We start from the raw sequence: 12,153 nt of genomic DNA on the forward strand, positions 1-12,153 counted from the left end.
GCGCTATGCGAAATGAGTATGCGATTAGAAGCGGTAGTTCGCTTGTACACCGATGAGCCATACATTACCGGTCACATCGGCATTAAATGCCCCACCAACTTGCGCTGCTGCTTGATCTGAGGCATCGCGTGGTTCGTTAACCGTTGCGTCTTTGGCAAAGATGTAAGTAAAACCTGCATCCAGAGTCAATTGTGGTGTTGCGACATAGCTGCCACCGATGCTTACCCAAGTACGGTCCGTTTCTGGGATAGTTGCTGTGCGGTTTTTATCGTCTACCGCTGATGTGTCGTATGCGACGCCTGCACGCAGAGCGAGTTTTGCGTCGTATTGATACGTTGTGCCGATTGCAAAGCGGTAGTTGTCTTCCCAGTTTTCTGATTTGATGAGGTCAGATTTTTCTGGGAACACAGCCGTCAACTCTTTGAATGAACTCCAATCTGTCCAGTTAATGCTAGCGTGAATCGCCCATTGGTCATTGAGTTGGTGGAAGCTTGCCAGTTCAGCCGTCGCCGGTAGAGTCACAGACATCATGCCGGGTTTATAACTACCGTAACTGACTCCTTCTGCATGGCCTTCAAAACCCATCACCACTTCCGATTTATAGGCGAAACCTACGCGGTGATCTTGATTGATTTGCCATGCACTGCCTACTTGCCAACCCCAAGAGTTATCTTCACCTTCCATATATTTCAAGGTTGTACCTTGAGGCACTGAAATCGGCTGATGAGTGACAGGATGAATCCCAACGATATTTTTCGCAGGAGCGGTAGCACCAAAATGACCTTCACCCATTACGTAGCGAATACCGCCGCCAATGCTCAGCTGAGGCAGAATTTGGTACGCAATATTTAGGTTTGCTTCTTTACTGATCACGCTGGCTTGGTTACCAAAGTGAGAGCCAGCAAAGTCAGTACCCAGATCGGTTTCCATACCGTAGTTAGTGCCAAGGGCAAAGCCTAATACGATTTGTTCGCTCAATGGGTGAGTGAGGTAAAGATTAGGAACGACCGCATCGTGAGCAAAATCTTTTGCAGATGCTTGGCTTTGCCCTAGATAGGTGTGCTGAACAGTACCATTCACATCGACATTAGGGTTGACATAAATGGCGCCGATGGAGACTTGAGTTCCCTCTAAATAAGTCAGCATTGCAGGGTTGCGCCATTGTGCGCTGGCATTGTCTGCGATAGCCGCTTCACCTGCGTAAGCACGGCCAAGGCCCGTTGCTGAATATTCAGCAAGCTGAAAACCTGCTGCTTGAGTAAAAGTAGAAACACTGGCTAAACCGAAAGCCACTGCACAGGAGAGGAGAGTCTTATTAGTTTTCATTGGGATTGTTCGCTGAAATTTGCTGGTTTTTGTTGCGGCAAGTCTACGGCTAGAGCAATTGCTTTAAAACTTCAAATCATTCAGTGCGGTCTATTTGAAGTTTTATACTGCTTATTGTTATTTTTTTGATATTTACGACTAACTTTAACTTTGCTGTTACTTAAAATTCAGCGTACAAATGTAGGTTTACTTGGTGATTTGAACGCACGTGTGTACGCTGTTATCGGCGATTTTTGGTTGGTATAAAAAGAAAGGGGCTGAATTATCAGCCCCTTAATGATGCAATATGACCTATGTTTTAATTAAAACGTACGGCTGTATTGTAAGCCAAGCAGGATTGCGTCTGCGTGGGTTGTGCCTGTCAAAGATGATAGGTACTTAGGAGTAGTGCCTGTTGGGTTTGGAGTTGCTTCTGTTACTGAAACGTCATCACCCATCAGATAGGTAAAACCAAAGTCGATATTTGATTTTTGGTCAATGTGGTAAGTGAAACCAGCTGATACCCACTGGCGATCTGAATCCGGTACAGAGATTGACGTTAGCGAATCTTGTGCGCTAGTGTCATACATGTAGCCAGCACGTAGTGTCCAATCATTGTTTAGGAAGTAAGTACCACCGATTGCGTAATGCCAACCATCTTGCCATTTATAGGGTTTGTCGTAGCTTGAGCCCAGTGGTGAGCCTTGCAGATTACGGAATTCGATTTGGTCGAACGAATTCCAACCGATCCACTGTACGCTATAGTGAACCGCAAATTTTGAATCTTCTATTTTATGGTAGCCAGAGAATTCAAAAATATCAGGCAGTGGTAGTGTGATCTCTTGGCCTTTATCATCTTTTGCTTTGAATTCAGGGCTGTAATGGTATGCCGCGCCAAAACGGTTGTTTTCATCCATCTCGTAGACAGCCCCTAGGTTAAAGCCTAACGCCCAACCATCTGCACCATCAACGTTTACAAGGTCTTTTCCACCAACTCCGAGAACGCTTGTACTCGCAGTGCGCTTCATGGTTCCTTGTCCATAGATAAGATCAAGGCCGGCACCGACACTGACTTGGCTATTAATGCGGTATGAACCCGCAACACCAAAGTTGGCACTTTTAACATCTGTTAAACCACCAAACTCGCTAGCCACATAACTATCTTCAAATTCAGTCTTAGTGCCAAAGTTAGTATAGGCGTTGAAACCAACCGCAAACTTTTCATCAATTGGTACGATTAGGTGAATATTTGGTGCGATAGAAGTGCTCCCTGCATCGTCAAAGTTGGCGTCTTTTTCAGGTTGCAGTTTAAGCTGACAATATGTACCGCAGTATTTCGCATCTTTAACATCGATCATCGTAGTAATGGTTTCAAAACCTAGCGATAAAGCTGTTTCATCAAACAGTGCCATCGCTGCAGGGTTACGAGCCATTACCGATGCGTTATCAGCGATAACGGCATCACCCGCAAATGCGCGACCAAGACCAGTCGCAGATTGTGCGTTAAGCTGGAAACCCGCTGCAAACGCTTGTTGTGTGGCTAGCGTTACCGTTGCGGCAAGCAGAGATTTTTTAAACAGACGCATGTTGTTCATTAGACTTTTTCCTTTTTGGTTTCGCCTCTGATGGGCGTTGTATGAGCCGTTGCTTTTTTTGAGCAATTGCTCAGTGGTGGCTGATCCTAGTCGCTAGTATAGGAGATAGAAATCCGACCATTGTCTAATTTAACGATAAAATTGCTGAAATGATGGCTATTTGGCAGGAATTTAGGCGAAAACTCCAAAAGTTAGAGTTTTCGCTCTATTTTAGGCATTTGTCATACTTGGTGTATGGTTGGCCTAGTATGTAAAATTTAGATAGATGACTGAATCATTGGCATTAATTTTTGTGCAATAGCAGAGACATTTTCACCTTGTTCACCAACAAGAATCAAACTGGCTTCTCCTATTGGTTCGACAATGCCAGACATACCGTCTTGCTTAAATGCCAATGCCTGTTTGCTAACGATAGGGGTAAAGAACAGAGTAACTTTGCCTTTTTCGCCTTGAAACACCATATGCACCGCATTTTCTTTACCAAAACCACAATGGTTCAGATAGTAGACGTGATAGGGAAAACTCCCATCCATTTTATAAGCAAAAGGTTGCATTTTGGCGTTGATTTGGCTCATGTCTGCCTGTTCATCCAGTCGATTGACAAAGCCCTCTTCATGAATCACATGCTGTACGGCCATTTCTGACAAACTGGCTTGTGCGGGAGAAACTAAAATATTTCCCCACTGGACCTGGCCAACTAATAATCCCGCGGTAAAGGCAATGGATGCTGCAATCGCCATCGCTTTACGTACAAATTGCGGACGGATCACCTTCTCATCTTCAAGCAAAGTACTTTGCTGGAATAAAATTTTATCAGCCAAATCATCGGGAACATCGATTTTGAAGGCCTGTGCTATTTGTTTATCGAGTTGCAGTACATCATCGACATATTTAGCACTCGATTCGTTGGTGGCGATCATCTCAAGCAGCTCTTTGTCCCGTTGTTTAGGGTCAGACATGACTTTGCGGCGAAATTCTAATTCATCCATTTTGCTGCTCCGGGTAGTGTTCTGAACCATCCATCATCTCTTTTAGTTGGTTGCGTGCTCTAAACAAACGGGTCATTACGGTATTTTTATTCAATGAGAGAATATCGGCGATCTCTTCCCCGCTGAATCCCCCGACGACTTGTAAAAAGAGGGGTTCTCGATATTCCACATCCAGTTTTAAAATTTGATTCTGTAGCCACTCATTTTGGTGGTATTCATCATCGGTGTATTTCGCGTCATAGTCGTGTTCATCAATATCCACTAAGTCAAACTGTTTACGCTCAAAACGACGAGCATTTTCTCTGCGTAAAATAGTGATGAGCCACGCTTTGGCTGCTTTTTCATCTAGCAAACTATCGAGCGATTTCCACGCTCTTAAGCAGGTTTCTTGCACCAAGTCTTCGGCAATCGAGCGATCTTTACATAACCAATAGGCGTATCGGTAAAGATCGCGATGATAAGCTCGCACTAGAGCTTCGTATTTTCTTTGTCTGTCCATGTCACTATTGACCGGACGTTGGGAAACTTTCTTTCCAAACAGATTCAATATCGACACCAAGGACTCCCTGTATGCGTCGTGCAAGTTAAATAGATTTTAGTGATGTACTTGGCCATCATAAAGGTAAATAGGTCTCTACGAGTAGTGTTGAACAGATGTTCAATGAGTTGAGTTCAATAAATCACATTAAACTTGATCTAATTCAAAATCTCTTACTCTGAAGCCGTTATAGTAACTCCTGTCATCTCGTTAGTCATTTTGACTGACATTGTTGAGCAAAGATGACACTTCCTTTTGAAGGCTGACTTTACTTTCTCCTAATCAGGAAACTGATTTTTCAATTGGCGTAAGTTAATTGCTTTACCCATTCCGACCACACAGTTCTGTGTGGTTTTTTTTTGCAAAAAATCCCGAATCCTGCGTTTCTCCTGTATTTTTCTTTAGAAAGGATTGTTTAAATCACGATTATTTAAACGCTCGTTTGATTTGTTTAACATTCTCGTTACAATGCTTCAGGTCAGACCTCTTATTCGAAGGAGAAATCATGGGCAAGCAGGAAGTCAGGACTCGTTCTGGAGAACGAGTGGCGATTGTGGCGGGGCTACGTACGCCTTTCGCCCGTCAAAGTACCGAGTTTGGTCAAGTGCCGGCGGTTGACCTCGGCAAAATGGTGGTACAGGAAATGATGGCACGCACGGCCATTGATCCAAAATTGATTGAACAAGTGGTATTTGGTCAAGTGGTTCAAATGCCGGAAGCGCCTAATATTGCTCGGGAAATTGTGTTGGGTACCGGTATGTCGATTCACACGGACGCCTACAGCGTAACTCGTGCCTGTGCAACCAGTTTTCAAGCAGCGGTCAATGTTGCAGAAAGCATCATGGCGGGAACGATTGATATTGGTATTGCGGGCGGGGCTGACTCTTCTTCTGTTTTACCGATCGGTGTTTCCAAAAAGCTCGCTTCCTCACTCTTAGCCTTGAGCAAAGCCAAAACGATGGGGCAGAAGCTCAAGTTGCTGAGTCACCTCTCTTTCAAAGATTTGATGCCCGTTCCTCCCGCGGTGGCTGAATATTCTACTGGGCTTTCCATGGGGCAAACGGCTGAGCAGATGGCCAAAAGCTATGCCATTTCTCGCGCCGAGCAAGATGCGTTAGCGCATCGTTCACATACTTTAGCTGCTCAGGCATGGGCAGAAGGGAAAATTCGCGATGAAGTGATGACCGCTTTCCCTGAGCCTTATAAAAAGTGGATTGATACCGACAATAACATTCGTCTTGATTCCAAATTGGAGAGCTATGCCAAGTTGCGTCCGGCGTTTGATCGTCAATACGGCTCCGTGACCGCAGCAAACTCAACCCCACTGACGGATGGCGCTGCAGCGATCATGTTGATGCGTGAAGGTAAAGCGAAGGAACTTGGCCTAGAAATCATGGGTTACATTCGTTCTTATGCGTTTGCGGCGATTGGCGTAGAAAAAGATATGTTGATGGGGCCATCGTATGCCACTCCGATTGCTCTGGATCGTGCAGGGATAACGCTCAACGATTTAACCTTGATTGATATGCACGAAGCGTTTGCGGCGCAAACCTTGGCGAACTTGAAGATGTTCGCGAGCGATAAATTTGCTCAAGAACAACTTGGTCGTGCGCAAGCCATTGGCGAAGTGGATATGAGCAAATTTAATGTTCTTGGCGGATCGTTAGCGTATGGGCATCCATTTGCAGCAACGGGCGCGCGGATGATCACTCAAACGTTACGTGAATTGAAACGCCGTGGCGGGGGTTTAGGCTTAAACACTGCTTGTGCAGCAGGTGGTTTGGGCGCTGCAATGATTCTGGAGGTGGAATAATGGACAACAAAAAAGCGTTTCAACTCTCGTTTGATGAGCAGCACTACGCATGGCTAGCGATTGATGTCCCCGGCGAGAAAATGAACACTTTGCAAGCGGCGTTTGCGGAAGAGATGCAAGCGGTGTTTACCGCACTCAATGAAAAGAAAGGGCAAGTAAAAGGCCTGATTATCCACTCTCTTAAGCCGGATAACTTCATAGCGGGCGCGGATGTGCGTATGTTGGAAGCTTGTCAATCTGTCCACGAAGCACAAGCGTTGGCTTCGCAAGGTCAGCAGATGTTCCAACAGCTTGCGGATCTACCTTTCCCCGTGGTTGCTGCGATTCACGGACCCTGTCTTGGTGGTGGTTTAGAATTGGCGCTGGCGTGTGATTATCGAGTCTGTACGGAAGATGACGCCACTCGTCTTGGTTTACCGGAAGTGATGCTGGGTTTGCTGCCGGGTTCAGGTGGTACGCAGCGCTTGCCACGCTTGATTGGTCTGCTTCCTGCGCTTGATTTGATCCTGACGGGTAAACAACTGCGTGCGAAAAAAGCCAAAAAACTTGGCATTGTGGATGCGTGTGTTCCGCATTCTGTGTTGCTTGATGTCGCAAAACGTGTGTTGGAAGAAAAAGGGCACAAAAAGCGGGTACAAGCCGCGCTACCGATCAAAGAAAAACTGCTTGCCAATACAGGCTTTGGGCGTAAGTTGATTTTTGCTCAGGCCGCCAAGAAAACGCAGCAGAAAACACGCGGTAACTACCCAGCAGCACAAGCCATTTTAGAGGTGATTCAATACGGCCTTGAAAAAGGGATGCACGCGGGCTTGGAGTATGAAGCGAAGCGGTTTGCTGAACTGGTGATGACGCGAGAATCGAAAGCGCTTCGTTCGATTTTCTTTGCCACGACAGAGATGAAAAAAGATCTCGGTGCGGACGCGAAACCTGCAGCGATTAAAGCGGTAGGTGTTTTGGGTGGTGGCTTGATGGGAGCGGGCATTAGCCATGTCTCTGTGGCAAAAGCCAAAGTGCCAGTACGAATCAAAGATGTGGCCAACGATGGAGTGCTGAATGCGCTCAATTACAACTACAAGCTGTTTGATAAACAAAGACAACGTAAAATTTTGAGCAAGGCACAGTTGCAAGCTCAGATGTCGCAACTTTCTGGTGGTACCGGTTTTGTTGGATTTGATCGCTGTGATGTGGTGATCGAAGCAGTGTTTGAGGATCTCAAGCTTAAGCAACAAATGGTGGCGGATATTGAAGCGAATGCCAAGTCGACAACGATTTTTGCGACCAATACGTCCTCGCTGCCGATCCATCAGATCGCTAGCCAAGCGCAGCGCCCAGAAAATATTGTGGGTTTACATTACTTCAGCCCAGTAGAAAAAATGCCGCTGGTGGAAGTGATCCCGCATGCTAAAACGTCAGATGAAACTATTGCAACCGTGGTTGCTCTTGCCCGTAAGCAGGGCAAAACACCGATCGTGGTGAAAGATTGTGCCGGTTTTTACGTGAACAGAATCCTTGCTCCCTATATGAATGAAGCTGCGCAAGTGTTGATGACCGGTGAACCGATTGAGAATCTCGATACCGCTTTGCTCGATTTTGGCTTCCCTGTCGGCCCCATCACTTTACTCGATGAAGTTGGGGTCGATATTGGCGCGAAGATTATGCCGATTCTGGTTAATGAACTTGGACCTCGATTCCAAGGCCCGGATGTGTTTGATGTCTTGCTCAAAGACAACCGTAAAGGGCGTAAAAGCGGTAAAGGTTTTTATATCTACAAAGGCAGCAAGAAAAAAGACGTTGATAAATCGGTTTATAAGCTACTCAAGTTAACGCCTGAATCAAAGCTCAATGACAAAGCGATTGCGATGCGTTGCCTGCTACCAATGCTCAACGAAGCGGTACGTTGTCTTGATGAAGGCATTATCCGTAGTGCACGAGATGGGGACATGGGCGCGATTTTCGGTATTGGCTTCCCTCCATTCTTAGGTGGGCCTTTCCGTTATATGGACACGCTTGGTTTGACCAAAGTGGTGGAATTGATGAATCAGCATACCGAGAAATACGGTGAACGGTTTGCTCCGTGCGATGGTTTGTTAACCAGAGCGGGCTTAGGCGAAAAGTTTTACCCCTAAGTTCGAGATATCATCATGATTGAGAAAGAGGCCAAGTGCCTCTTTCTTATTGCGAGTTATTCTCAAAAATGTGTGCTAGGATGAAACATAAAATCAAGAACTAACAAGGAATTCAAAATGGAAGCGCTCGATTTATTGCTCAACCGTCGTTCAATCGCGAAACTGGATGCGCCAGCTCCACAAGGTGAAGCGTTAGAGAATATCTTACGTGCTGGTTTGCGTGCCCCCGATCACGGTGCACTCACTCCGTGGCGTTTTGTGGTGGCTCACGGTGATGGACTTGCGAAACTGGCGGCTGTTTTAGAGCAAGCCGAAATCGCTAATGGCAGTGATGACGCGGTGATTAATAAAGCCAAGAATGCTCCATTTCGAGCGCCTATGGTGATCACGGTGATTGCCAAGGTGACGCATAGTGAAAAAATCCCAGCTTTTGAACAGCATTTATCGGCAGGTTGTGCAGTGCAAGCGATGCAAATGGCCGCGGTAGCACAGGGTTTTCAGGGTATTTGGCGTTCTGGGAGTTGGATGTTCCATCCGGTAGTCCGTAGTGCATTCAATGTGCAAGGTGAAGACCAGATTGTTGGTTTTCTTTACCTTGGCACTCCAGGAATCTCGGCAACAAAAGTCCCTGAGCGTGAACTCAGCAAGTACGTTGAGTATCTCTAAAGATGAGATTCTGATAGTAAGAAAAAGGGCGCGAAGCCCTTTTTCTATTGAAATGCTTTATAAAAAGACGAGTGTTTATTGCAGGTGGTAGCCAATCACAAAATCAATAAACAGGCGTACTTTTTCTGGTTGATGATCTTTGTGGTTATACAACATGTAGATGTCGCGCGGGTTAGAGCTCCAGTCTGAAAGTACTTGGACTAAGCTTCCGTCACTCAAGAATTCACGCAACATCACATCCGGCATCAGGGTGATGCCTAATCCCTCTGAACATGCACTGCGCACCACATTCAACGCACTGGCTTGAAAACGGCCCCGATCCGTGTTGACGATGGTTTCCCCTTGGCTGTTAGTCAGTTGCCATTTAAGTAGCGGATACCCCTTGAGCAGTTGATGTTGGTGCAACTCTTCTGCGTGAGTGGGTTGCGGGTGATTGGCCAAGTAGTTTGGGCTTGCCACCAAAATATCTTTCACTTCTCCAATCTTACGTGCAATCAGGCTTGAATCGCGTTGTGGCCCAACGCGGAAAATCACATCCCATTCGGTGGGGTCGAGATCATCAGCTTGATTGCTCATCATCAGTTCGATATGGATGTCGGGGTATTTCTCCATAAACGCGTTGAACATCGGCATCATCATACGTTTGGTGAGGTTTGATGGCGCTGAGATCCGAATTCGACCTGAAGCTCCGCGGCATTCATCGGTGATCTCTTCCGTCATTGAAGCGAGGCGCTCCAGGAGAGGAGAGCAGTCTTTATAAAAGCGTTCACCCGCCTCGGTTAGCGTCAGTTTACGTGCGTGACGATTGAGTAACCTAAGATTCAGCGAGTCCTCTAAAGCTTGGATACGCCGAGTGATGGTGGCCACCGGAATCATGGTTTTTTTTGAAGTTGAGGTATAGCTTCCATTTTCGACAACCAGTCGAAAGAGGTTTAGGTCATCTAGTTTCATCGTTTCTGACACATTATGTTGCAACTATGGCTAATTTATACATATATAAGCTGTTAAATTTTGAGTGATGTCAACTTGTATGATGATTTGCTGAAAACCATACATCTAGTGACAGAACGATTTTTGGGCACCATGGTTTGTGTAAAGTCTATTTCAGAGCTATTTTTTAACGAGTCAATAATCCATTTTTCCGTGGCAAGTTAGCGATAACTTGTACGCTGATGTTTATCAGTGAGGTCGACGTTTATGTATAAATCTCACATCCCGGATACCAGTGAAGTAGAAGATCAGCGAGTAGCAGAAAAACTGATTTTGCTCGTCGATGATGACCCTGTTTTCCGACGTATGACGAAAGGTTATCTTCAGCAAGACGGCTACCAAGTCTTAGAGGCTGAAAATGGCCTTGATGGTTTGCGCAAGTTACGTGAAAGCAAGCCAGATTTGATTCTGTGTGACTTATCAATGCCGGTACTGAATGGCATTGAGTTTGTGGAAGAAGTGAGCTTAGCTTATCCCTCCCTACCTTTGATTGTGGTTTCTGCAACCGAAGAAATGGCGGATGTTGCTAAGGCATTACGCTTTGGGATTAAAGACTTTCTGCCCAAGCCGATCACTAACCATGACCATTTAACCAGTTCTATTGAGAATATATTGGCTAATGATGAGCATCAGCGTGATTTTGTCAGCTGTTGGTATGGTGCCGATAGTCAGGGAGGCATTCCCGAAGAACAAGAGTTGCATTGGCACTTACAATATTTAAAAGACAACCCTAATGCAGCAAGAGAATTACTCAATGCACTCTTACCTGAAAAGGATTCACAATTAGGGGGGTGGAAGTGCAGCTATCGGTTGTTACAGTCTGCTGAACTGATGCCACTGGTGTTTGATTATGCTTGGCTGATGAATGGGCAGTTTGTGTTCTATTTAGTGGATGCGGCAAGCCATGAAGATTGTGGGGCCGCATCGACATTGTTAGTCCGAGCCTTATTCCATGATTATGTGCGTAATTTGCGTAATTTTAGTGTTGAATTGAAAGACTTGGCTGAGATTATTGAGCGGGGGATTTGTTGCTCTGACTGTATTGGTAAAGTCTCCGCATTGTTTGGGGTTGCCGACGTTGCGGGTGGAACATTATCTCTCTTGCCCGCAGGGCTAAACTGCCAATGGTCAAATGGGTATGTGCAACATCGTGTCACTTCTGGCGTTCAGCTTGGTGACAATAGTCTACGCAATTTTATTACCAAAGATTTGCCGATTCGTTCAGCTTGCCAAATCACGTTGAGCCAGCCGAGCGCTTATAGTTTTACTTTAGATCTCTATCAGGGTTGTGAGGTGTGATTTTACTGTCTAAATTGTGAGTGTGGTTGGAACTTTAGATCGAGTTGCTAATAACCTTATATATTGTCAGTGTTTGTGGCAGCGAGGTTTCGTTATAGTTCTGAGCGCATAAAACAAACGAGGCTGCCGTAGAGCGGCCCAATGTAAAGTCACCCAAAAGAGAAGATTACAATGGCAAATCATGAGTTTAAAGAACCTTTTAATATCTATTATTTCCTAGGCGTGGTCGCGGTTTTACTGATCCCTACACTGCCAGCAACATTAACTTGGATCCGCGTGCTTAACGGTTACGCCACCTTTTAATGCGTTCATCCCTACAACGTTTCTTATTCAGTTTCATTGGAATGACGAGTCTATGCCTAGGGATACTGGGCATATTTCTCCCCCTCTTACCGACAACGCCTTTTATCCTACTCGCTAGTGCCTGCTTTTTACGCGGTAGCCCACGTTTCCACCATTGGTTGAATCAGCATGAAACGTTTGGGCCGATTATCCAAAATTGGCAACAACACCGTGCGGTCAGTAAAGCGGTGAAAAAACGCGCCACCGTTTTTATCTTACTGAGCTTTACCTTTTCGATTTGGATGGTGCCTCTCTTGTGGTTGAAAGTTGGGTTGTTTATCTGGCTTGTGCTTCTGATCACTTGGTTTGTCCATCTGCCAACCCATGAGTTGGTTGCTAAGCAACAAGAAAATCACTAGCATTAGCGGGAAGTGTGCCCACTCTTCGAGTGGGCTTTGTTTTTTCAGTGCAGGTTATACCGCGCTATCGCCTGCGCCGGAATTGTTCTGTAATCACCTTAGGTGATTAAGCAACTGAAGCTAAAGTAACT

11 protein-coding genes are annotated in these 12,153 nt (G+C 45.7%); 6 read left to right on the plus strand and 5 right to left on the minus strand.

From position 1 onward, the window contains the following. Positions 1–24: 24 nt before the first annotated feature. The 4 genes from MKA69_RS08960 to MKA69_RS08975 all read right to left on the minus strand — a co-directional run bounded on the left by MKA69_RS08960 (position 25) and on the right by MKA69_RS08975 (position 4,388). Positions 25–1,326 (minus strand): outer membrane protein transport protein, encoded by a 1,302-nt coding sequence (locus tag MKA69_RS08960; RefSeq protein WP_305847869.1) that lies wholly within the window; start codon positions 1,324–1,326, stop codon positions 25–27. A 302-nt stretch (positions 1,327–1,628) separates the two neighbouring features. Beyond that, positions 1,629–2,900: an outer membrane protein transport protein gene (locus tag MKA69_RS08965; RefSeq protein WP_305847870.1), complete on the minus strand. Its 1,272-nt coding sequence runs from the start codon at positions 2,898–2,900 to the stop codon at positions 1,629–1,631. A 257-nt stretch (positions 2,901–3,157) separates the two neighbouring features. Further along, positions 3,158–3,889, minus strand: coding sequence for a DUF3379 domain-containing protein (locus tag MKA69_RS08970; RefSeq protein WP_305847871.1), 732 nt, complete (start codon positions 3,887–3,889; stop codon positions 3,158–3,160). After that, a complete protein-coding gene (locus tag MKA69_RS08975; protein WP_233358176.1) occupies positions 3,882–4,388 on the minus strand; it encodes a sigma-70 family RNA polymerase sigma factor in 507 nt (168 codons plus the stop codon). The genes MKA69_RS08970 and MKA69_RS08975 overlap by 8 nt, the downstream gene beginning before the upstream one ends. Positions 4,389–4,932: 544 nt before the next feature. Here MKA69_RS08975 and fadI point away from each other — a divergent pair. From fadI to MKA69_RS08990, 3 genes are all read left to right on the plus strand, one after another. After that, on the plus strand, positions 4,933–6,240 hold the full coding sequence (gene fadI / locus MKA69_RS08980; RefSeq protein ID WP_305847872.1) for an acetyl-CoA C-acyltransferase FadI: 1,308 nt from the start codon (positions 4,933–4,935) through the stop codon (positions 6,238–6,240). Continuing rightward, on the plus strand, positions 6,240–8,366 hold the full coding sequence (gene fadJ / locus MKA69_RS08985) for a fatty acid oxidation complex subunit alpha FadJ (protein WP_305847873.1): 2,127 nt from the start codon (positions 6,240–6,242) through the stop codon (positions 8,364–8,366). The genes fadI and fadJ overlap by 1 nt, the downstream gene beginning before the upstream one ends. A gap of 117 nt (positions 8,367–8,483) precedes the next feature. Further along, a complete protein-coding gene (locus MKA69_RS08990; RefSeq protein ID WP_000387677.1) occupies positions 8,484–9,032 on the plus strand; it encodes an NAD(P)H nitroreductase in 549 nt (182 codons plus the stop codon). Positions 9,033–9,107: 75 nt separating this feature from the next. On the opposite strand, the gene MKA69_RS08995 is transcribed toward MKA69_RS08990, so the two are convergent. Then, positions 9,108–9,983, minus strand: a complete 876-nt coding sequence (locus MKA69_RS08995; RefSeq protein WP_000762359.1) for a LysR family transcriptional regulator — start codon at positions 9,981–9,983, stop codon at positions 9,108–9,110. Positions 9,984–10,229: 246 nt separating this feature from the next. Between MKA69_RS08995 and MKA69_RS09000 the strand changes: the two genes are divergently transcribed. From MKA69_RS09000 to MKA69_RS09010, 3 genes are all read left to right on the plus strand, one after another. Further along, positions 10,230–11,321 (plus strand): response regulator, encoded by a 1,092-nt coding sequence (locus tag MKA69_RS09000; RefSeq protein ID WP_000278294.1) that lies wholly within the window; start codon positions 10,230–10,232, stop codon positions 11,319–11,321. Positions 11,322–11,492: 171 nt separating this feature from the next. Continuing rightward, on the plus strand, positions 11,493–11,624 hold the full coding sequence (locus tag MKA69_RS09005) for a hypothetical protein (RefSeq protein ID WP_001273570.1): 132 nt from the start codon (positions 11,493–11,495) through the stop codon (positions 11,622–11,624). Beyond that, on the plus strand, positions 11,624–12,022 hold the full coding sequence (locus tag MKA69_RS09010) for a YbaN family protein (protein ID WP_032470083.1): 399 nt from the start codon (positions 11,624–11,626) through the stop codon (positions 12,020–12,022). The genes MKA69_RS09005 and MKA69_RS09010 overlap by 1 nt, the downstream gene beginning before the upstream one ends. Positions 12,023–12,153: the final 131 nt, after the last annotated feature.

This window comes from Vibrio sp. AH4, from assembly GCF_030710545.1.
In the GTDB taxonomy this organism is placed as follows: domain Bacteria; phylum Pseudomonadota; class Gammaproteobacteria; order Enterobacterales; family Vibrionaceae; genus Vibrio; species Vibrio metoecus.